The following is a 21,071-nucleotide window of genomic DNA, read 5'->3' on the forward strand; positions in this document are numbered from 1 at the left end:
AGGAGAAAATATGAAAGAAAATGTTGTTGCAGGTTGTGCTTGTTTAAGTCCTATTGATAGGGCAGGTTTAGAGGCCTTAATAAAAAGTGGCAAGGAAAATCCAGAAGTGATTAAAACCTTAAAATGCAAAACTATAGCCGTTGGTAAGTTTAGACACGAAAATTATATTCGCAATCTTCCAGCCTATATAGTTGATGAACCGCCTGTTTTACTAGGAGATGATACAGCGCCAAATCCTAGCGAGGTAGTTTTAGCCGCGCTTGGTTCTTGCATTTGTGTTGGAATTCATGCTAATGCAATAGCCCAAAACATTACTATAAGTAAGCTTGAAATCGAACTTGAGGGCGATTTAAATATAACTGCTGTTTGGGGAACTGGTGATTTAAGTAAAAATAAACCACTTGGCTTTACTGAACTTAGAATTAAGGTTGATTTGCAAAGCGATGCAGATGAAAAAACTAAAGAAGCCTTAATAGAACATGCGACTAAATACTCACCCGTGGCAAATACTATGATTCGCCGCGTTAAAGTCGAAGTTGACGATAAAGAATTTAAAGGCTTATAATGCAAGTACTTGCAAAAGAACTTTTAGTTTCAAAATTAAAAGAAATTCATCAAGGATATTATCCTAAACAAGAATTAAAAGCCCTTGCACAAAAAGGGCTTTTTAATGGCTTTAATGAGGGGCTTTTTGGGGCTGTTAAAAACATTATGTTAATATCTTCATATTGTGCAAATACGGGCTTTTGCGTATGGTGTCAATATACTTTGATTTGGTATTTACAAAATAGTTCAAATGAGACCTTGAAAAATAAATTTATCCCCTTGCTTTCAAGTGGGACTGAATTTGGAGGAACAGGGCTTAGCAATGGAGCAAAGGCATTAAGTGATATTGAAAAAAATTTCATTAAAGCAAAAAAAGTTGATAAGGGCTATGTTTTAAATGGCAGCTTGCCTTGGGTTTCAAATTTGGATAATAATCATTATTTTGCCTTGCTTTGTGACGCAGATGAAAATGAAAAAATCTTTGCCTTTATTGATTGTTCTAAAGCAAAATTAAGCGATAAAATTCATTTTTGTGCTCTGGAGGGTTCTGCTACAAAATCAGTAAGCTTAAATGATTATTTTTTAAGTGACGAATTTATCATTGCAAAAAATGGAGAAGAATTTTTTAAAAAAGTATTAAAGGGCTTTTTATTGTTGCAATGCGGCATGGGTCTTGGGCTTTGTAAGAATTCCATTGAGCTTATGAAAAAGGCTAAAAAAGATGATATAAATTTTTTACCTATTAAGCCTAATATGCTTTTAGATAAGGTTTATGACTTTGAAAAAAAGACAGCCTTACTTTGTGAAAATATGAATAATACTGATATTAAAGAAATTGTTGAATTTAGACTGGTCCTGGCTGAGTTAAGCTTAGAGTGTTCAAAGTGGGCAGTTTTGTATCAAGGAAGTAATGCTTATTTAAAGGATAGTAATGGGGTTAAGAATTTGCTAGAAAGCTATTTTATGGCACTTGTAACGCCTTCGATTAAGCATTTATATAAGCTTTTAGCCAAATAATTGTTGCCAAAGGGCCTTTGCTTTTTGGCTTATATCATTAAATTTATTTTCCCATTCTTTATAAAGTAGAGTTTTAGGTCTAATCACAGCATTTTCTTTGCCATTTGTAGCATGATAAATGCTTACTCCATATTTGTTTGCATAATATCTCATTAAAAGCTGTTGCAATTTATACTCACTTGAATAATTAAACCAAGCATTATTTGAAATGGCTATTATAAGCTTTGATTTTTTATAAATTGCTTCTTTGGTAGCCTCGTAGCAAATAGCGTTTGTAATAAGTTGATTTTTAAGCTTATATTGACTAAGTAGGGGACCTTGAGAAAATTCTTGCATATTTGGTAAAAACCATTTTCTAACAAGGCTTGAAAAATAAGGAATGTATTCACCAAAAGGTACCAAATAATGCTTATCTAAGACATTCAAAATTCCACTTGCATAAATATAAGTAGAATTAAATACTTCATTATCATCGTCCGTGTTAAAGGCACCCGTTATTATAGTAATTTTTTTAGAAAGTTCTAAAAGTTCCTTGTGAAATTCGCCCTCATAAGCATTTTTTAAATCAAAGGCAAAGGCACTTTCAGGTAAGATTACTAATTCTTTTTTATTATCAATTGCTTTTTGAATTTCATAAAGTAAGATATTTGCATCTTCTATTTTATTTTCATTTATGTATTTTTTACCTTGATTAATATCTGTATTTACCAACTCATATCTTAAATTTAAGCTTTGACTTTCTTTTATATCATAATGAAAGCCTATAAAGAAAATTGCTGTTATAATCGCCATTTTATAGTATCTTGAAATAAAACGTTCATAATAAAAATAAGCTATTAAAAATAAACAAATGCTTCCTTGCAAATTTGAATCAAAAAAGCCAGGCACTGTTAAAATTCCCCAATTTAGCCAATCAAAGCCAATAGGGTGGATATAACTTAAACAAAAAATCGCACTTAAACGCAATAAATCAAAGTGAAATAAATGACAAATTCTAAACAAAATTCCATATACTAAACCAACTAATAAGATAATAACAGGCACTAAATAAGTTAAATCAAAATAAATAGAAGATAAACCAAGCCACCAAAACCAGAAAATTCCTACTAAAAAGCCTACCCAAAAATAGCCCTTTGCCTTTTGTCTAAGCAATAACACAAGTCCCCATATAGATAAAAGCGGGCTTAGGGTTTGAGTGTATATATTGTCATAAAAAGATAAATAAATACAATTTGATAGTAAAATTGCTATAAAAAAGACTTTTATTATTTTAAAAATGATAGAATTATAATTAAAATTTTTTGGAACAAAGGAAAAATATGACAGAATCGGGACTCTTAAGCTCATTGTTACCTCTTATAGTGCTTTTTGCAATTTTTTATTTTCTAGTTATACGACCACAACAAAAACAAGCAAAAGCTCACGCTTTAATGCAACAAAACCTAGAAAAAGGCGATAAGATTATCACCAATGGAGGTTTAATTTGCGAGGTTGTAAAACCAGAAAATGATTGTATCAAAGTTAAGCTTAATGATGAGAATGTTATTGTAAAAATTTCAAGAGAATTTGTCGCAAAGAAAATTAATGAGTGAATCTAAAATCACATATAGACTCGTAGTTTTCGCTATTGTATTTATCTTTGGTGTATTTTTTTCACTTCCTTCTTTTTTACAGTCTGAAAGTGGCAAAAAGATAAATTTAGGCCTTGACCTACAAGGTGGACTTTATATGCTTTTAGGCGTAGATAATGAAGAGGCCATAAAATCTAAGATAAAATCCATTGCCTCGTCCTTATCTTACTCAATAGATAAGGAAAATATACTTATAGATAAGATAATTATTAAGGATAAAAGTGTAGAATTTAATTTACTTGATGATAGCGATAAAAATAAAATTGAAAATTTGATAAATGAAACGCAGGGCTTAAATTTTAAGGTAGAAAATTTAGCTTATGAGTTATTGTTTAGCGATGAAGAGCTTAAAAATATAGAAAATTTTGCCCTTTTACAAGCTGTTGAAACTATTAGAAATAGACTTGATGAATTTGGACTTGCTGAACCTACCGTGGCAAAACAAGGAGAGGATAAAATTTTAGTAGAACTTGCTGGCATAAAAAGCAAGGAAGATGAGTTAAGGGCAAAGGAAAGAATCACCAAAGTAGCACATTTGCAATTAATGGAAGTTGATGAGAGTAAGCTTCATTTAGCAAATTCAATGAGTGATGCTGAGGCTGCTAGTTATGGGCTTGTAGTCGTTGAAGATGCTAAAAATAAAGATTTTAAATATACCTTAAAGGCTATTCCTATTTTGGATGGCTCACTTTTAACTGATGCAAGAGTAGGTTTTACTGATACTAGCACTTATCCAGTTATAAATTTTAGTTTAAATTCAGAAGGTGCTAAGAAATTTGGAGATTATACAGGTGCAAATGTTGGAAAAAGACTTGCAATAGTACTTGATAATAAAGTATATTCTGCTCCTTCTATTAATGAAAGAATAGGAGGAGGAAGTGGTCAAATAAGTGGGGCGTTTACTCAAGAAGAAGCAAGAGACGTGGCCGTTGCTTTAAGAAGTGGGGCACTTTTAGCCCCTATCAAGCTTTTAGAACAAAGAAGTATAGGTCCATCACTTGGAGCTGATAGTATTAGAATGTCTATGATTGCATTAATAGGTGCCTTTGTTGTGATAGTACTTTTTATGATGCTTTATTATGGGGTGGCTGGTATATTTGCAAATATTGCCTTGATTGCAAATATTTTGGTAATTGTCGCTGTTATGGCTATGTTTGGAGCCACTTTAACCTTGCCCGGAATGGCAGGGCTTGTTTTAACCGTTGGCATGGCAGTTGATGCAAATGTTATTATAAATGAGCGTATAAGGGAGCTTTTAAAAGAAGAGCAAGGCATTAAAAAAAGCATAGAAAATGGCTATAAAAACGCTATGAGTGCGATAATTGACTCAAATATTACCACCCTTGTTACCTCAATAGCCCTTTATGCTTATGGAACCGGACCTGTTAAGGGCTTTGCAGTTACCTTGGGTATAGGTATAATTATCTCTATGATTACTGCTATTTGGGGAACACATGGGCTTTTTGATTATTTTATGAAAAATATTGAAAAAAGTAATAATACAAGAATTTGGCTAGGATATAGGAGAAAATAATGCAATTTTTTAGCGAGAAAAAAATTTATAATTTTATGAAAATTCGTTTTATAGCCATTGCATTTTCTGCTTTTTTAATACTTGGTTCTATTTTTTTACTTTGGGATAGGGGACTTCAATATGGCATTGATTTTAGTGGTGGTACCTTAGTGCAGTTAAAATACGACAAAGACGCCCCTATAGCTCAAATTAGAGAACTTTTAGGCAATACAGGTAAATTTCAAAATTTAAGCGTAACTGAATTTGGAAGTAGCGAAGAAATTACCATTCGTTTTTTAGGAAGTGATGATAATTTAGGCGTTGATATAGGAGAGAGTATAAGTTATCTTTTAAAGGATACTGGAAATTTTGAAGTTAGAAGGGCTGATGTTGTAGGGCCAAAAGTAGGAGATGAGTTAAGAACTAAGGGCTTAATGGCAATAGGTGTTTCTTTAATAGCTATTTTAATATATCTAGCTTTTCGTTTTGAGTGGCGTTTTGCAATGGCTGCTATTATTACTGAAATTCATGATGTTTTAATCACCCTTGGGGCTATTTCTTTATTTAGAATTGATGTAAATTTAGAAATTTTAGCTGCCGTTTTAACCGTGCTTGGTTATTCTTTAAATGATACTATTATTATCTTTGACAGAATTAGAGAAGGCATTCAAAAAAGTAAAAGCACAAATCTAGCACAAATTATAAACGAAAGCGTTTCTGCCACACTTTCAAGGACTATTTTAACCTCTGGGCTTACCATTATAACCGTTGTTATTTTATATCTTTTTGGAGGTTCCATGATAGAAGGCTTTTCACTAGCCTTAATCGTAGGCTTAGTAGCCGGTACGCTTTCATCGATTTTTGTTGCAAGTCCTGCACTTTTATGGTTTAAATTTAATGTAGAAAATTATAGACAAAAAGAACTTTTAAAATTAAAAGCAAAACAAGAAAAAGAGAAAAATCGTGCATTATATGAAAAAGGTAGGGTTTAAAAATGGCTTACGAGGCTAGTTTAATAGAAAAAAAATGGCAAGAATTTTGGGATAAAAATGCTAGTTTTGAGCCTAAAAATGATTTTAACTTAAAGAAAAAATATATTTTATCAATGTTTCCATATCCAAGTGGGCGAATTCACATGGGTCATGTTAGAAACTATACAATAGGTGATGCTATGGCTAGATATTATAGAAAGGCTGGTTATAATGTACTTCATCCTATAGGTTTTGATAGTTTTGGAATGCCAGCTGAAAATGCAGCCATTAAACATAAAATTCACCCAAAAACTTGGACCTATGAAAATATAGATTATATGAAAAAAGAACTTTTTTCCTTAGGATTTTCTTTTTCTAAAAGGCGAATTTTTAATACCTCTGACCCACTTTATACTAAATTTGAACAAGAATTTTTTATAAAAATGTTTGAAAAGGGTTTAATTTATACAAAAGAAGCCCTTGTAAATTGGTGTGAACACGATAAAACCGTCTTAGCAAACGAACAAGTTGAAGATGGCAAATGCTGGCGTTGTGGAAACGAGGTTATTCAAAAAAATATGCCAGGATATTATATAAATATAAGGGCCTATGCTAACGAACTTTTAGATGGGCTTGAGGGCTTAAAAGAAAAATGGCCAAGTCAAGTTTTAACCATGCAAGAAAATTGGATAGGAAAAAGCGAGGGCCTTGAGTTTAAACTAAAACTTGATGATGAAAGCAATAAAAAGGCAGAATTTGAAAGCTTTGAAGTATTTACGACAAGGGCTGATACTATTTATGGTATTTCTTATGTAGCACTTGCCCCAGAACATAAAATTATAGAAAATTTGATTAAAAATAAATATTTAGATGAGAATTTAACAAAAAAACTTAAAGATTTATTTAATACTAGCTTAAAAGAAAGGCAAATGGCTGAAAAAGAGGGTTATTTTTTAGGAATTTATGCACTACACCCTTTAACAAATAAAAAAATTCCTATCTGGGTAGCAAATTTTGTTTTGGCCGATTATGGTAGTGGGGCTGTTATGGCAGTACCTGCACACGATGAAAGGGATTTTGAATTTGCTAAAAAATATAATTTAGATATTATTCAAGTAATTAATCATGCAAATTTTAATCAAAACGAAGCTTATATTGATAAAGAGGGTATTTTAATAAATAGTGATGAGTTTAACTCATTAGATTGTAACGAGGCTAGAAAAAAGATAATTGCTAAATTTGAAAGCTTAAAGCTTGGAAAAAAGGTGATTAATTTTAAGATAAGGGATTGGGGAGTTTCAAGGCAAAGATATTGGGGCGCTCCTATCCCTATGATAAGGTGTGATAGATGTGGCATAGTATCTCAAAGGCTAGAAAATTTGCCTATAACCTTACCTGATGATGTGCAAATCACAGGCGAGGGTAATCCTTTGGTAAATCATGCAAGTTGGAAATTTTGCAAATGTTCAAAATGTGGTGGTGATGCGTTAAAAGAATGTGATACCCTAGATACTTTTTTTGAAAGCAGTTGGTATTTTGCCCGTTTTGCAAGTGATGAAAATACTTGGCAAGAAAAAGCCTTTGATGAAAAAAGCCTTGATTATTGGATGAATGTTGACGAGTATATTGGTGGCATTGAACACGCTATTTTGCATTTATTATATGCAAGATTTTTTCAAAAGGCATTGCGAGATTTAGGATATTTAAGAGATAATGAGCCATTTGCTAAGCTTTTAACTCAAGGCATGGTTTTAAAAAATGGGGCTAAGATGAGTAAGTCAAAGGGCAATGTAGTTGACCCTGATGAGATTATTAAAAAATATGGTGCTGATACGGCTAGGCTTTTTATATTATTTGCTGCCCCTCCTCAAAAGGAATTAGAGTGGAATGATGATGCACTAGAAGGGGCTTATCGCTTTTTGTGTCGTCTTTGGGAAAGGGCTTTGAAGGTAAAAAAAGGAAAGCTTAGTGAAATTTTACAAGATAATTTAACTAAGGATGAAAAATACGCTCGTTTAAAGGTGTACGAGGCTTTGAAAAAATCTTACGAGGTTTATGAAAAAAGCTTTGCCTTTAATACCTTAATAGCAGCTTGCATGGAAGCACTTAACGCCTTAGCACTTTGCAAAAATGAAAATTTAGAACAAGAGAGCTTTTATATTATTTTAAATATTTTAGAGCCAATTGTTCCTCATATTTGCTTTGAGTTAAGTTCTATGCTTTTTGACCTAGAAAATTTTAAAGAGATTAAATTAAAAGATGAAGTTTTCATTAAAGATAGCTTAAATTTAGTAGTTAGTGTTAATGGAAAAAGAAGAGGAGAGATTGAAGTTAAAAGTCTTGCTACTAAGGACGAAATTTTACAAAGAGCTAAGGAAAATGTAGCAAAATGGCTTGAAGGAAAGGAAATTATAAAAGAAATTTATGTAGATAAAAAGCTTGTAAATTTGGTGATAAAATGAAAAAAATTATTTTATTTTTGAATATATTTTTTATATCTTGTTCTTATACACCAACTGCACAGCTTGCAGATTCTATATTTAATGATAAAATATATGTAAATGTGGAGTTAAGTCCACTTGACCCTCAAAATAGTGTTTTTATCGCTGATGCCTTAAAACAAATAACTATAAATAGGTTAGGTAAAAAACTTGCCTTGAAAGATGAAGCAAATGATATTATAAATGTTCGTATAAATAATCTTAGCTTTTCACCTTTGGTTTACGACCAGCATGGATATGTGGTTCGATATAAGGCAAAACTTAGTTTAGATTTTTATGTTGTTTTTATGGATGGGACTTCTGCGAATTTTACGACTGGTGGAAGTTATAATTTTGATATCTCGCCAAATAGCATTATTAGTGATAATGCAAAGACTATGGCCATTAAATATGCCTCAAGTGAAGCATTTGACGAGTTTATTTCAGTGATTGCTATTAGGAGGCAAGGCGGTGTTACCAAATATTAACGATATTGCAAAGCAAACTTTAAAAATTTTAAATGAAAGAAAGTTAAAACCCACTCCTGAAAATTACAATGAAATTTTTGAAGAAATTAGTAAAAAAAGTGGAATCATTAGCCAAAACCAGTTAAAAATAGAAAAATATAAATCCTTGCTTGTTCAAAATTATCAACAAGAACTTAAATCAAAACACATACGAACTATTGAAGAATTAATTAGCTTTTTAATTGCCATTTTAAATAGACAAAGTGGAAAGCAATTTAGCGAATTTTATGAGTTAATGTCTTTGATTATGAATGTTTTGCAAAAAAGTAAGGATAAAAAGGCAAGGGATTTAGCTAAGGTTAGCCTAGGAAGATTATCAAAAACTATGGATAGTGAAAGTATTTTTTTGTTATCTAAAAAATGGAAAGAATTAGAAAGCAGCTACGCAGATAATGACTTAGAAATAGAACTTAGCAAAATAGGCATAAATAAATATGAAGATTATGAAAGCATTATTAAAAAATTACTAGCAAGGCTTCAAGAAAGGTCCTTAGAATATTTTGCTACCTTGTTAAGTTCTTCTTTAATGCCTTCTTTGGTAGAGGATTTAAAAATTTTAGGTTTTTCACAAAATTTAGCCCAAAAGCCCTTTGTTATGATGGATACAAATTTTAAAAAAGAATTACTTGCTAATGTTAATCGAAGAATTGCAGTTGATAATATGTACGTGCAAAAAAATCTAAATTTCTTTAATGAAAATTTGCAAAAAACTCAGGAGTTATTAAGCTTACTTGAACATTCTAATAAAGAAAATATTGATTTTATGAATAATTTAACCCCCGATGAAAAGGGCGAGGTAAGGCTTAGTTTTGATGATTTAAAGGAAAAATTAACCCAGCTTAGTCAAAGAATAGATAGCTTAAATATACAGATTAAACTTACTCAAAGTAACGAGGCAAGGGAAGATTGGAGTATGGATAAAGAACTTGATAAGCTAGATGATAATTTTGAAAAATATAAGGTTAATTATTCTTTGGCTGTTTTTTCTATAGTCAATTATCGTTTTATTATGGAAAAATACGGACTTGAAAGCTTAAATGAAATTTTTGTACGTTTCAAAAAAACCTTAAAGGAAAGTTGCGAGGATGTGGATGAATTGTGGATGGTTGATGAAAAAAGCTATCTTATAATAACCCCTGGAAAAAACAAAGAAGAGATTGAGAATTTAGTTAATATAAATGTACAAAACTTGGAAAATTTTAGATTTATTTATAAGCAAGATGTGATTATGCCAAAGATTAAAGTATTTTACTTAGATAAGCAAAGCAAACCAGATTCTAATATAATAGAAGAAATTTTAGCCCAAATTGCCATACAAGATAGGGAGTACGAAGCCCAGTATGAGTGAGTTTAAAAGGCATTTAGAAAAGTTAAATTCCTCTTATTCAAACATAAATCGCTTTAGGGCTTTTTTTATCTTTGAAAAATATAAAAAAGAATTAAATTTAAAGCCCATTATTCACATAATAGGCACAAATGGCAAGGGAAGTACGGGTCGCTATTTAGCTCAGCTTTTAGAATGCTTAGATTATAAAATAGGCCATTTTACAAGTCCTCATATTTTTAGCTTTAATGAAAGATTTTACACTGATAAAAAAGAAGTTAGCACCACTTTGCTAGAAAGGGGTCACTTAGAATTAAAAGAAGTTTTAAAAGATGATTTAAACAAACTTTCTTATTTTGAATATGCTACTTTTTTATGTCCCTTTGTCTTTAAGGATTGTGATTTTATCATACTTGAAGCAGGGCTTGGTGGAGAATATGATGCTACTAGTATCTTTGAAAAAAGATTAAGTATTTTTACAAAAATTGGCTTTGATCACACTCAAATTTTAGGAAATACTTTGTTAGAAATTGCTAGGACAAAGTTAAAGGTTATGTCAAAATTAGCCTTAATTTCAAACGAACAAAGCGAAGAAGTATTAAATCTAGCTAAAAAAATAGCCTTTTTAAAAAATACTACATTAATAAATGATTTAAATTTAGATAAGAATTTATTAATTAAATTTAATGAATACAGCAAGTGTTACGATTTAGCACATTTTTTACAACATAATTTAAAATTAGCCCTAAAAGCTTGTGAAATTTTAACTTCCAAAGAAAGTACTTTCAATGCTTTAAGCAAGTTACCCCCTTTAAATTTAAGAGGTAGATTAGAAAAAATAAATGAAAATCTTTTTGTGGATGTAGGGCATAATGAAATGGCTGCAAGGGCTATTTACAAGAAATTTAAAGGTAAAAAGTTAATTTTAGTGTATAATTGTTTTTTTGATAAAAATATTTATGAAATTTTAAAAACTTTAAAGCCTATTATTGATACAATGCAACTTTATGTTTATCCTAGTAAGGATAGAAAATTAGCAAGCGATGAGGTAATTAGTATTGCTAAAAAATTAAATATAAAATGTGAAAAATTTACACACATAAGCCATAAAAAAACCCTAGTTTTTGGGTCTTTTATGCTAGTAGAAAATTTTTTAAAGGAAATGAGTGGCAAAAAATAAATTTACTATAACAATAACAGATGTAAATGGTTCTAGGCATTTTTATCTAAGTCAAGTGATAAAAAAAATCGTTTTTTATGTTATAGCCTTTGTGGTCATATTTTTAATATTTAGTGGATTTTATATAAAGTATTTAGATTCTAAGGTCAGCGACCTTGATAGAAAAAGAGAAGAATTAATTGCAAAAAGCAAGGAATTAGAAGAAACAAACGCTAAAATTCAAAAAAGCGTTGAAGAAAAGGCAGAACAATACGCAGCTATAGAAGATAAGATAGCTTCTTTTGAAGAATCTTTAGGTATTATTATGAGCGATGAGCATATTAGCATTGATGAAAGGCTTGAAAATCTTTCTTTGACAAATGAACAACAAATTGGAATTTTAACCCAGGTTCCAAATGGATATCCTATTGTAAATAAGGGCATTACAAGTAGTTTTGGCTGGAGGGATCATCCTGTTATAAATAAAAAAGAATATCACCCAGGCATTGATTTAAAGGCTGATATGGGGACCCCTGTTTATGCAACTGCAGCTGGGGTGGTAGAATTTGCAGGCGTTAGCAATAATGGTTATGGTTATAACGTGATTTTACTTCACAATTTTGGCTTTAAAACCGTTTATGCTCACTTAACAAGGAAGGATGTAGTTAAAGCAGGACATTTTGTAAATAAGGGAGATTTGATAGGCTATTCCGGCAATACAGGGCTTTCAACAGGACCTCATTTGCATTATGAAGTAAGGTTTATTAACAAAACCTTAGAACCTTTGCATTTTTTAAATTTGCAAAGAAAAAATATGAATCAATTTTTTAATCAAGAAAGGAGAGTTCCATGGCAATCTTTGGTAAAGGCAGTGACATTGCAACATCAAACGCAAACACAGAAACAACGGTAATTGCAACCGGTTCAAAATTAGAGGGTAAATTTTATTTTACTTCTATGCTCCATATAGACGGGGAAATGAGCGGGATTATTCATTCTGAAAATATAGTAGTTGTAGGTAAAAACGGGAATTTAAAGGGCGAGTTAAAGGCTGATAAGGTCGTGATAAATGGCTATTTTGAAGGCGAGTTAGAAGCTGATAGCCTTGAAATTTTATCAAGTGGGGCTGTAATTGGCAATATTACTATTAAAGAATTATCTATTGAAAATGGTGGAAAATTTAGTGGAGGTTCTACTATTAAAGAAGATTCATTAAAACTTCTTGAAACTAATTCAGACTAATGCAAGCTGCTTTTTTTGAGTATTTGTGTAATAAAAGCTGTGAGCTTTTATTGTGTGAAAATGATAAAGAAGCAGATTTATTAGCTCAAGTTGCTATTTTTAAGGGTTTAAAGACCTTTGTTTTGCCTGATTTTCGTGCAAATTTTGGAGATGATTTAAGGGTATTTTCAAAAGAACTTTTTGAACTTTGTAAGGTTTTAAATGCTTATCATAAGGAGAATGAGAAGAAAATTTTAATCTCTTCTTATTCTACTATCTTAAAAAAATTACCTTCAAAAAAGCATTTGCAAAGTTTTTTTATAAATAAAAAAGATAAATTTAATTTAGAAAATTTCAAAGATGAGATAACTAGGCTAGGTTATGAATTTGTAGATATCGTACAAGATAAAGGCGAAGTTTCTATAAGGGCTGATATCATTGATATTTTTTGTATCAATGAAGAAAATCCTATAAGAATGCTTTTATTTGATGAAGATATTGAAAGTATAAGATTTTTTGATATAAATACGCAAAAATCAATTGTAAAAGAGCTTGAAAATATTGAAATTTGCCCCTTTTTAGCCTATTTTAGCAAGGAAAATTTTAGCACTTTTAATGAAAAATTAGAAAATTTCAAAAGCCAGGCTTTGTTAAATGATATAAATTCCCTAGGCTTTTGGTGCATAGATGATTTTTATGATTATTTAAATTTAAATTACATAAGTATTAAAAAATTTGATGACTTAGATGAAAAATTTAATTTTATTAATGAAAAAATCATGCCCAGGGCTAAAATTTATCAAGACTTAAACATAACATATACAAAGGATTTTTTTAATTTTCATAAGGATAAAAAAATCACCATTTTAGCTAAAAATGAAGGGCTTTTTAATGGCTTAGAACTTGATGATTTATCAAATATTAGCTTTGTAAAAAGTGATTTAAGATTAAATATTATTAGCAAAGAAAAAATCATACTTTCCTTAAATAAAAAAGAAAGAAAGCAAAGGATTAAAAAGGCAAGTTTGATTATAGATGAGCTTAATAAAGATGATTTTGTAGTCCACGTTGACTATGGGGTAGGTAAGTTTTTAGGGCTTAAAATGATTGAAATTAGTGGGGCAAAACGTGAATTTGTAGAACTTTTATATCAAAACGATGATAGATTATTATTGCCTGTTGAAAATTTATATATGATTGATAAATATCTTGGTGTCAATGGGTCTATTCCCTTGCTTGATAGACTTGGTAGAAATAGTTTTTTAAGGCTTAAAGAAAGGCTTAAAGAAAGACTTTTTGAAATAGCTAGTAATATTATAATCTTAGCAGCAAAAAGGGCATTAATCAAGCCAAAGCCTATAAATATAGATTTTGCCTTACAAGCAAATTTTGTAGCACAGGCTGGATTTACTTATACGCCTGACCAAGATTTAGTAAGTGAAGAAATTTTACAAGATTTATCAAGTGGAAAGGTTATGGATAGATTACTTAGCGCGGACGTGGGTTTTGGAAAAACTGAACTTGCTATGAATGCTATTTTTGCAACACTTTACAATAAATTAACAGCCTTTTTTTTCGCACCCACCACGCTTTTAACCCAGCAACATTACAAGGTTTTACAAAAACGTTTTAAGCCCTTTGATATGCAAGTTTTTAGATACGACCGCTTTAGCAGTACTAGCGAAAAAAATCAAATTCAAGCCTATTTAAAAGAAAATAAACCCTGCGTTGTTATAGGAACTCACGCCTTGCTTAATGTAAGTTGTGAAAATTTAGCTTTGATTGTGATTGATGAGGAGCATAAATTTGGGGTTAAACAAAAGGAAAAGTTAAAAGAAGTGAGTGAAAATTGTCATATCTTATCAATGAGTGCAACGCCTATTCCAAGAAGTTTAAATCAAGCATTAAGCACTATTAAAACCTATAGTACACTTCAAACGCCACCAAATGAACGTTTAGCAGTGCGTACCTTTGTAAAAGAATATGATGAAAGCTTGTTAAAAGAAGCTATTTTAAGGGAGCTTAGACGTGGAGGGCAAATTTTTTATATTCATAATCACATAGCAAGTATTGATGAGTGTAAAAAAGAACTTTTAAATCTAATTCCTAATCTTAGAATTTTAGTACTACACTCAAAGATAAAAGCCCAAATTCAAGAAGATGAAATGCTTAAATTTGAAAATAAACAATACGATATCTTGCTTTGTACTAGCATAGTTGAAAGTGGTATTGATTTACCAAATGCAAATACTATTATCGTTGAAAAGGCTGATTTTTTTGGCATGGCTGACTTGCATCAATTAAGAGGTAGGGTAGGTAGGAGCAATAAACAAGCCTATTGTTATTTTTTAGTAGAAAATAAATTAAGCTTAAATAAACAAGCCTTAAAACGTTTAGTAAGCCTTGAAAGCAATTCTTATTTAGGTTCAGGTAGCGTTTTAGCATATCATGATTTAGAACTTAGAGGAGGAGGAAATTTACTGGGGGTTGACCAAAGTGGGCACTTAGAACAAATCGGTTATAGTCTTTATTTAAAAATGCTTGAAGATGAGCTTAACAAGCTCAGTAAAAATCAAAGTTTAAAAGAAGAAAAGATTGATTTAAAACTTAATGTAAATGCCTTTTTAAATAGCGATTTAATCACAGAAGATAGACTTCGCCTTGAACTTTATAGAAGACTTAGTAAGTGTGAAAAGGTAAGTGAAATTTATGAAATAGAAGCTGAGGTTGAGGATAGATTTGGCAAACTTGATACCTATACAAAGCAGTTTTTATCGCTTTTAATGATAAAAATTTTAGCAGTAAATAAATACAAAATGATAAGCAATTTTGAACAAAATATTCAATTTGTCAATTTGCAAGATGAAAAAACAATAATTCATGCAAGAAGCAGGGATGATGATGATATTATCGAAGCAGTTTTAACACATTTAAGAAAGGTTAAAAATGGACTGGACTAACATTTATGCAGCAATTTATAGGGCTAGGAAAGATTATTTAAAGCCCGTTTTTGAAATAGATGATATAAGCTTAGATGATTTAATAGGTATTGAAACGCAAAAACAAGCCCTAGTACAAAATACCTTAAATTTTTTAAATGAAAAAGGGGCAAATCATGCCTTGCTTTGGGGTGCAAAAGGAACTGGAAAATCAAGCTTGATTAAGGCAGTTTTTAATGCTTACAAAACGCATGGTTTAAGACTTGTTGAACTTGCAAAGGATGATTTATTTGCCCTAGTTGACATTATAGATGAGTTAAGGCAGGAAAGCTTTAAATTTATCTTATTTTGTGATGATTTTTCCTTCGAAGAAAACGATACAAGTTATAAATTTTTAAAGCCCTTGCTTGATGGTAGTATTGAAAAGGTGCCTAAAAATATTTTAATTTATGCTAGTTCTAATCGCAGACATTTAATAAAAGAAAATTTAAGCGATAATGAAAATACTCAAATTTCAAGAGGGGAACTTCATCTTGGAGATAGCGTTCAAGAAAAGCTAAGTTTAAGCGATAGATTTGGACTTTGGCTTAGTTTTTATCAAGGAAATTTGGATGATTATTTAAGGGTGGTTGACTTTTATTTTAAAGATTTAAATATTAAAAAAGAGCTTTTACACGCAAAGGCTAGGGAATTTGCAGCATTAAGGGCAAGTATGAGCCCTAGGACTGCTAAGCAATTTTATATAAGTTTTAAGGATATCTTACAATGAATGGGGCAGTTATTTTTAAAGCACTTTTAAAAGAAAAAATTGATTTTTCTGGCTTTGATTGGCTTGAAAATAGGGGCTTGAGTGAATTTGAACTTTTAATTTCTGTTGTTTTAACTCAAAATACTAACTGGAATAATGTTTTAAAGGCATTAATAAATTTACAAGAGGCTAAAATTTCAAGTTTAGAACAAATTGCAAATTTAAAAGAAGAAAAACTTGCCTTATTGATTAAGCCAAGTGGTTTTTATAATATGAAAGCAAAACGCGTTAAAAACTTAGTTTTAGCTATTTTAAGGGATTTTAGTGATATAGAAAATTTTAAAGATAGGGTAAGTAGGGAGTGGCTTTTAAATATAAAGGGTCTTGGTTTTGAAAGCGTAGATAGCATTTTAAATTATCTTTGTAAAAGAGAAATTTTAGTAGTTGACAGCTACACAAATCGCTTAGCAAATGCTTTAGGTTATGAATTTGAAAGCTATGATGAGTTAAGGGAATTTTTTGAAAGTGGGATAGAAATTAATATGAATTGTTTAAATACAATTTTAAATAAAAATTACGAACTTTACGAACTATATCAATTTTTCCATGCCTTAATAATAGCCTTTTGTAAGATGCATTTTAAGGGAAAAAATATAGATGAAAAAGGACTTAAAATTATTGAAAATATAAGAAAGGAAAATTTATGAAAAAGGCAAAAAGTACTTATTTGATACCTATTTTAAGTATAGCAGGGAGTGATTGTAGTGGAGGGGCTGGAATTCAAGCTGATTTAAAAACCTTTAGTGCTCATAATCTTTTTGGAATGAGTGTTATTTTAAGTGTAGTGGCTGAAAATACGGCTAGGGTTATTAGCGTTCATAATGTGCCTACGAAGATAGTAGACGAACAATTACTAGCTGTTTTTGAAGATATTTATCCAAAGGCAGTCAAAATAGGCATGATAGGTTCAAGTGAGTTAATGAGTTGTGTTGCTAAAAATTTGGCTAAATTTAAGCCAAAAAATGTAGTAATTGACCCTGTAATGTTTGCAAAAAATGGCTTTGCCTTAATGCCTGCAAATGAGAGAGAATCTTTTAAAAATAATATTTTACAATTTGCTGATATTTTAACGCCAAATATACCAGAGGCCGAATTTCTTTGTGGTTTTAAGATAAATAATCAAGATGATATGATGAAGGCTGCTTTTTATCTTTATAAATTTGGAGCAAAAAGCGTTTTAATCAAGGGTGGGCATAGTAATGAAAATGCAGATGATATTTTTTATGATGGAAATGATATGTATGTTTTAGAAAGCAAAAGAATTGATACTAAAAATACGCATGGGACGGGTTGTACTTTAAGTTCGGCAATTGCATGCAATCTAGCACTAGGCTTTAACAAGGTAAAAGCAGTAACAAGGGCTAAAAAATATGTTAAAAACGCTATTTTGTATTCTTTAAATTTGGGCAAGGGTTGTGGCCCTACTAATCATTTTTATAAAAATATCAAGGATAAAAAGCATTGAAAAAACTTGATTTAAGCCTTTATTTAGTAGCTAGTAAAAAAGAAAATCAAAGCGATGAGTGCTTTTTAAGTATCTTAGAAAATGCAATTTATGGTGGAGTTAGCATTATACAGCTTCGCGAAAAAAATCTAAGCACAAGGGATTTTTTCAAACTTGGCTTAAAGGTAAAAAAGCTTTGTAATGTACGTAAAATTCCCTTTATAATAAATGATAGACTTGATTTAGCACTTGCCTTAAATAGCGATGGACTTCATTTAGGGCAAGATGATTTAGATATAAAGATTGCTAGAAAATTTTTAGGTTCTAAAAAAATCATAGGTCTTTCTGTTAAGAATTTAAAGCAGTTAAAAAAAAGCGTTGGGGCTGATTATTTAGGCTGTGGGACCATTAGACAAACGCCTACTAAGCAAAGTTTAGTACTTAGCAAGGATGATTTAAAGGATATTATAAAGCATTCAAAGGTTCCAGTTGTAGCAATTGGTGGCATTGATGAAGAGGTTATAAAGGATTTAAAGGGCTTAAATTTAGCAGGTATAGCAGTGGTTAGGGCTATTTTAGATTCAAATGATAGCAAAAGAGCAGCACTAAATTTAAAAAAAGTCTTTAATACTTATATAAAGGGCATTTAGTGCAAATTTATTTTTTAGGCGAAGATAAATTTGAGGGGGTAGAAAACTTAATATTAAATGAATTTAAATTTTTTCATTTTGATATTAATTTTAACGACTTTGACGCCCTTATAATAAGTTCTAAAAATGCCTTAAGGGCTTTGGAATTTAATCAAATAAAACCTGATTTTAATAAGCCCCTTTTTGCAGTTGGGGAAAAATCGGCTAAAAAAGCTATAAAAATGGGCTTTAAAAAGGTAAAATTTCCTAAACTTGCCTATGGTAAAAATTTAGTAAATGAGTTTAAAAATGAGCTTAAAAACAAGCATTGTTTATATTTAAGGGCTAAGCAAATTGCTTCAAATTTGGATTTTTTATTGATTAATGAAGGTGTTAAACTTAGTCAAATAATAGCCTATGAAAATATCTACAAGCACTCAAATTTAAAGCTTATTAGGCCCTGTGTTTTTATATTTTCTTCTCCTTTGCAAGTTAGCAATTTTTTAAAAACCTATAAGCTAGAAAAGGATGATAAATGCGTGGTTATAGGGCAAAGTACAAAAAAAGCTTTAAAGGATTTTGAAAATGTCTTTTTAAGCAAGGATACAAATTTAAACTCTTGCGTCAAACTTGCTAAAAAGTTAGCAAATTTTAATAAATAATCTTACTTAAATATAAGCCATTTGCAGGGGCTAATTCTCTAATATAAGCTCTTTTACCTTCAATTTGTTCTAATAAATTTTTTTCGTTAATTTTTTGATTAAGGGTTGCTAAAATAGCTTGTACGCTTAGTCTAATCTGTGCCCTTAAAAAGCCATTTGCCCTAAATTTAAAAACGCTAAATTCCTTAATTTTATATGCCTTTGTAAGATAAATTGTCCTTATGCTAGTATTTAAATCATTTGTTTTTTGAAAAAATTTAAAATCATGTGTGCCTTCAAATAATTTTAAAAGTTCTTTCGCTTTTTTAATGTCAAATTCAGGGTAAAAATACACAAAATCACTTAAAAAAGGATTAAATTCCTTATGGCAAAAAATATAGCGATATTCCCTAGCCTTTGCGTTGAAACGTACTTCAAAATTATTATCTACTTTTTCAATTTTTTTAATATAAATGTGAGGTGTGGCAAATTTGTTAATTTGCCTTTTTAAATATGCAAGGTCTTTAAAATGCTCCCCACACTCAATACAAGCTACTGCCCCACTTGCATGAACGCCCTTATCAGTCCTTGAGGCAAAAAGTGGTCTTTGATAAATTCCTAAATGAGTTAGGGCGTTTGCAAGTTTATCTTGGACGCTGTTTTGATGAGGTTGGCAAGCTGAGCCTAAAAAAGTGATGCCATTGTATGCTAAGGTTAATTTAAGCTTCATTAATAACGTTTCAAAATGGTCTTTTTAAAATAGATTATAGATGCTAAAAAGGTGCTTAAAAATATGAGTAAAACGGCTAAAATTGGGGGTTTATGAAAGATAGTTAAAAGTCCAAAATAAATAGAAATTACTAAAAACATACCCACATAAATAATGCCCTTTTCATAGCGATAAGTTACTATGCCAAAGGAGAGGGCAAAAAGCGTGCTAGCTAGTGGAAAAAGGGCGATTGTAGTATAAATTACAAATTCTTTAGCCTTGTGTTTATTGGTGTTTAAATCGTTCCAGTACTCATAAAATTTTCTTATTTGCATTAATTCATTGCTAAATTTGGTATTTATAGTTAATTTTTCAAAATCGCCCACAAATAGGCTTTCATCGTTTTCAAAATTATACATTTTGCCATTTAATAAATCAAAAGCAAAGTTATCCTCATTCCTATGAAGACTAGCCTCTTTTGCTATTATGAGTTGTTCTTTATCTTTATCTTTGCGCTTTGGGTGATACATAACTATATTTTCGTATTTATCATTATCCTTTTTTTGTATAAAAATCATCCATTCTAAAAATTTTTGTCCAAATTCTCCTATTTTGTAATTAAATTTAACCTGAGTTTTTTTATAATCTACAAAATTATCTTGCAATTCAAATACTATAGGAATCATAACAAGAGCTATAAAAAGCATAAAAGCACTAACTAGGGTAGAAATTTTAAGAAAAAATTTAGCTAAAAGTTTAGGTGAAAAACCAAGGGTAAAAAGTACTATGCTTTCATTTTCCCTTGATAAGCGATAAAGTGCAAGGCTAAGAGCGATAAAAAAGGATATTGGCAGGGTAAAAATAAGAATTCTAGGCAACATAAAAGAATAAAGTTTAATAAAGTCTAATAGGCTAATTTCAATGCTTGAGGTAAGCTTTGCAAGCTGTATAAAAAAAATCATAGAAACAATGCTAAAAAGTACAAAAAAGATTGATAAATTCGTGCTTAAAAATTGATTTAAAATATACTTAAAACTTAGTTTCATTTGTAAATTTCCAAAAATAAAAAATATACTATAAGATTAAGGCTAATAAAGGGTAAAAAGGCTATTTTTTTTACAAAGAAAAAAAAGGGCAGGGCTAAAACACAGGCTAAAAATAAGACCCAAAAGGCAAATTTAAAGCCAAAAATTCCACTTATACTAGCCATTATTATAATATCTGCATCGCCTAAATTTTCTTGTATATCCTTGCTTTTTATGCTTTTTAAAAAGGATATGAAATTTTTGAGCAAAAATAAAAAACCAGCACATAAACAAGCATTAAAGATAAAATCTATATCATAATTTACACAAAAGGCTATTATAAAGCTAAGCCACAGGATTAAATTTGGCACGGCTTTTAATTTTAAATCTATCAAAGAAAGACTAAAAAGCATAAATAAAAATAAGGAAAAAAAGATAAATGAAAAATTTGCTATTTTACTAGCATAAAGGCTAAATGGCAGCAAAA

21 protein-coding genes are annotated in these 21,071 nt (G+C 30.3%); 17 read left to right on the forward strand and 4 right to left on the reverse strand.

Annotated features, from left to right (window positions below; translation table 11 throughout):
* Nucleotides 1-10 precede the first annotated feature (10 nt).
* The gene (locus FMM56_RS03400; protein WP_150206171.1) at nt 11-565 is read left to right on the forward strand and encodes an OsmC family protein; all 555 of its coding nucleotides are present in this window, start codon (nt 11-13) and stop codon (nt 563-565) included.
* Nucleotides 565-1,563 carry an acyl-CoA dehydrogenase family protein gene (locus FMM56_RS03405; protein WP_150207791.1) on the forward strand — a complete coding sequence of 333 codons (999 nt, stop codon included), beginning with the start codon at nt 565-567 and terminating at the stop codon, nt 1,561-1,563. The genes FMM56_RS03400 and FMM56_RS03405 overlap by 1 nt, the downstream gene beginning before the upstream one ends.
* Here the strand turns inward: FMM56_RS03405 and FMM56_RS03410 are convergent.
* On the reverse strand, nt 1,552-2,910 hold the full coding sequence (locus FMM56_RS03410; RefSeq protein WP_150207793.1) for an apolipoprotein N-acyltransferase: 1,359 nt from the start codon (nt 2,908-2,910) through the stop codon (nt 1,552-1,554). The two genes, FMM56_RS03405 and FMM56_RS03410, sit on opposite strands and share 12 nt — an antisense overlap.
* Between FMM56_RS03410 and yajC the strand changes: the two genes are divergently transcribed.
* From yajC to FMM56_RS03485, 15 genes are read left to right on the forward strand one after another with little or no spacing between them, the layout of a single operon-like run.
* Nucleotides 2,883-3,155 (forward strand): preprotein translocase subunit YajC, encoded by a 273-nt coding sequence (yajC, locus tag FMM56_RS03415; protein ID WP_150140064.1) that lies wholly within the window; start codon nt 2,883-2,885, stop codon nt 3,153-3,155. The genes FMM56_RS03410 and yajC overlap by 28 nt on opposite strands.
* Nucleotides 3,148-4,728, forward strand: coding sequence for a protein translocase subunit SecD (gene secD, locus FMM56_RS03420; protein ID WP_150206175.1), 1,581 nt, complete (start codon nt 3,148-3,150; stop codon nt 4,726-4,728). The genes yajC and secD overlap by 8 nt, the downstream gene beginning before the upstream one ends.
* A complete protein-coding gene (gene secF / locus FMM56_RS03425) occupies nt 4,728-5,699 on the forward strand; it encodes a protein translocase subunit SecF (protein WP_150140066.1) in 972 nt (323 codons plus the stop codon). The genes secD and secF overlap by 1 nt, the downstream gene beginning before the upstream one ends.
* Before the next feature lie 2 nt (nt 5,700-5,701).
* Complete coding sequence (gene leuS / locus FMM56_RS03430; RefSeq protein WP_150140067.1) at nt 5,702-8,140, forward strand: leucine--tRNA ligase; 2,439 nt, start codon at nt 5,702-5,704, stop codon at nt 8,138-8,140.
* A complete protein-coding gene (gene lptE, locus FMM56_RS03435; protein ID WP_150140068.1) occupies nt 8,137-8,646 on the forward strand; it encodes an LPS assembly lipoprotein LptE in 510 nt (169 codons plus the stop codon). Before leuS ends, lptE begins: the two co-directional genes overlap by 4 nt.
* Nucleotides 8,630-10,033 carry a hypothetical protein gene (locus FMM56_RS03440; protein WP_150140069.1) on the forward strand — a complete coding sequence of 468 codons (1,404 nt, stop codon included), beginning with the start codon at nt 8,630-8,632 and terminating at the stop codon, nt 10,031-10,033. The genes lptE and FMM56_RS03440 overlap by 17 nt, the downstream gene beginning before the upstream one ends.
* A complete protein-coding gene (locus tag FMM56_RS03445) occupies nt 10,026-11,189 on the forward strand; it encodes a Mur ligase family protein (RefSeq protein WP_150151688.1) in 1,164 nt (387 codons plus the stop codon). The genes FMM56_RS03440 and FMM56_RS03445 overlap by 8 nt, the downstream gene beginning before the upstream one ends.
* A complete protein-coding gene (locus FMM56_RS03450; RefSeq protein WP_150207795.1) occupies nt 11,176-12,081 on the forward strand; it encodes a M23 family metallopeptidase in 906 nt (301 codons plus the stop codon). The genes FMM56_RS03445 and FMM56_RS03450 overlap by 14 nt, the downstream gene beginning before the upstream one ends.
* The gene (locus FMM56_RS03455; RefSeq protein ID WP_150207797.1) at nt 12,018-12,410 is read left to right on the forward strand and encodes a polymer-forming cytoskeletal protein; all 393 of its coding nucleotides are present in this window, start codon (nt 12,018-12,020) and stop codon (nt 12,408-12,410) included. Before FMM56_RS03450 ends, FMM56_RS03455 begins: the two co-directional genes overlap by 64 nt.
* The gene (locus FMM56_RS03460; protein WP_150207800.1) at nt 12,410-15,349 is read left to right on the forward strand and encodes a DEAD/DEAH box helicase; all 2,940 of its coding nucleotides are present in this window, start codon (nt 12,410-12,412) and stop codon (nt 15,347-15,349) included. The genes FMM56_RS03455 and FMM56_RS03460 overlap by 1 nt, the downstream gene beginning before the upstream one ends.
* Nucleotides 15,336-16,097 (forward strand): ATP-binding protein, encoded by a 762-nt coding sequence (locus FMM56_RS03465; RefSeq protein ID WP_150140074.1) that lies wholly within the window; start codon nt 15,336-15,338, stop codon nt 16,095-16,097. Before FMM56_RS03460 ends, FMM56_RS03465 begins: the two co-directional genes overlap by 14 nt.
* Entirely contained in the window at nt 16,094-16,783 is a 690-nt protein-coding gene (locus tag FMM56_RS03470; protein WP_150140075.1) for a 3-methyladenine DNA glycosylase, read from the forward strand. Before FMM56_RS03465 ends, FMM56_RS03470 begins: the two co-directional genes overlap by 4 nt.
* On the forward strand, nt 16,780-17,601 hold the full coding sequence (thiD, locus tag FMM56_RS03475) for a bifunctional hydroxymethylpyrimidine kinase/phosphomethylpyrimidine kinase (RefSeq protein WP_150140076.1): 822 nt from the start codon (nt 16,780-16,782) through the stop codon (nt 17,599-17,601). Before FMM56_RS03470 ends, thiD begins: the two co-directional genes overlap by 4 nt.
* On the forward strand, nt 17,598-18,230 hold the full coding sequence (gene thiE / locus FMM56_RS03480; protein ID WP_150140077.1) for a thiamine phosphate synthase: 633 nt from the start codon (nt 17,598-17,600) through the stop codon (nt 18,228-18,230). The genes thiD and thiE overlap by 4 nt, the downstream gene beginning before the upstream one ends.
* Entirely contained in the window at nt 18,230-18,871 is a 642-nt protein-coding gene (locus FMM56_RS03485; protein ID WP_150140078.1) for a uroporphyrinogen-III synthase, read from the forward strand. Before thiE ends, FMM56_RS03485 begins: the two co-directional genes overlap by 1 nt.
* Here the strand turns inward: FMM56_RS03485 and truA are convergent.
* Genes truA through FMM56_RS03500 form a run of 3 tightly spaced genes read right to left on the reverse strand, consistent with a single transcriptional unit; the run spans nt 18,861 to nt 21,069 of the window.
* Nucleotides 18,861-19,580: a tRNA pseudouridine(38-40) synthase TruA gene (gene truA, locus FMM56_RS03490; RefSeq protein ID WP_150140079.1), complete on the reverse strand. Its 720-nt coding sequence runs from the start codon at nt 19,578-19,580 to the stop codon at nt 18,861-18,863. The genes FMM56_RS03485 and truA overlap by 11 nt on opposite strands.
* Entirely contained in the window at nt 19,580-20,605 is a 1,026-nt protein-coding gene (locus FMM56_RS03495) for an LptF/LptG family permease (RefSeq protein WP_150207802.1), read from the reverse strand. Before FMM56_RS03495 ends, truA begins: the two co-directional genes overlap by 1 nt.
* The gene (locus tag FMM56_RS03500) at nt 20,602-21,069 is read right to left on the reverse strand and encodes a prepilin peptidase (protein WP_263312611.1); all 468 of its coding nucleotides are present in this window, start codon (nt 21,067-21,069) and stop codon (nt 20,602-20,604) included. The genes FMM56_RS03495 and FMM56_RS03500 overlap by 4 nt, the downstream gene beginning before the upstream one ends.
* Nucleotides 21,070-21,071 lie beyond the last annotated feature (2 nt).

Source organism: Campylobacter sp. LR264d (genome assembly GCF_008633895.1).
GTDB lineage: Bacteria > Campylobacterota > Campylobacteria > Campylobacterales > Campylobacteraceae > Campylobacter_D.

Bases quoted from the DNA above. Each gene is read 5' to 3' on its own strand.
- FMM56_RS03400 (WP_150206171.1), top strand. From the start codon at position 11: ATGAAAGAAAATGTTGTTGCAGGTTGTGCTTGTTTAAGTCCTATTGAT.
- FMM56_RS03405 (WP_150207791.1), top strand. From the start codon at position 565: ATGCAAGTACTTGCAAAAGAACTTTTAGTTTCAAAATTAAAAGAAATT.
- yajC (WP_150140064.1), top strand. From the start codon at position 2,883: ATGACAGAATCGGGACTCTTAAGCTCATTGTTACCTCTTATAGTGCTT.
- FMM56_RS03410 (WP_150207793.1), bottom strand. From the start codon at position 2,910: ATGAGCTTAAGAGTCCCGATTCTGTCATATTTTTCCTTTGTTCCAAAA.
- secD (WP_150206175.1), top strand. From the start codon at position 3,148: ATGAGTGAATCTAAAATCACATATAGACTCGTAGTTTTCGCTATTGTA.
- secF (WP_150140066.1), top strand. From the start codon at position 4,728: ATGCAATTTTTTAGCGAGAAAAAAATTTATAATTTTATGAAAATTCGT.
- leuS (WP_150140067.1), top strand. From the start codon at position 5,702: ATGGCTTACGAGGCTAGTTTAATAGAAAAAAAATGGCAAGAATTTTGG.
- lptE (WP_150140068.1), top strand. From the start codon at position 8,137: ATGAAAAAAATTATTTTATTTTTGAATATATTTTTTATATCTTGTTCT.
- FMM56_RS03445 (WP_150151688.1), top strand. From the start codon at position 10,026: ATGAGTGAGTTTAAAAGGCATTTAGAAAAGTTAAATTCCTCTTATTCA.
- FMM56_RS03455 (WP_150207797.1), top strand. From the start codon at position 12,018: ATGGCAATCTTTGGTAAAGGCAGTGACATTGCAACATCAAACGCAAAC.
- FMM56_RS03460 (WP_150207800.1), top strand. From the start codon at position 12,410: ATGCAAGCTGCTTTTTTTGAGTATTTGTGTAATAAAAGCTGTGAGCTT.
- FMM56_RS03465 (WP_150140074.1), top strand. From the start codon at position 15,336: ATGGACTGGACTAACATTTATGCAGCAATTTATAGGGCTAGGAAAGAT.
- FMM56_RS03470 (WP_150140075.1), top strand. From the start codon at position 16,094: ATGAATGGGGCAGTTATTTTTAAAGCACTTTTAAAAGAAAAAATTGAT.
- thiD (WP_150140076.1), top strand. From the start codon at position 16,780: ATGAAAAAGGCAAAAAGTACTTATTTGATACCTATTTTAAGTATAGCA.
- truA (WP_150140079.1), bottom strand. From the start codon at position 19,580: ATGAAGCTTAAATTAACCTTAGCATACAATGGCATCACTTTTTTAGGC.
- FMM56_RS03495 (WP_150207802.1), bottom strand. From the start codon at position 20,605: ATGAAACTAAGTTTTAAGTATATTTTAAATCAATTTTTAAGCACGAAT.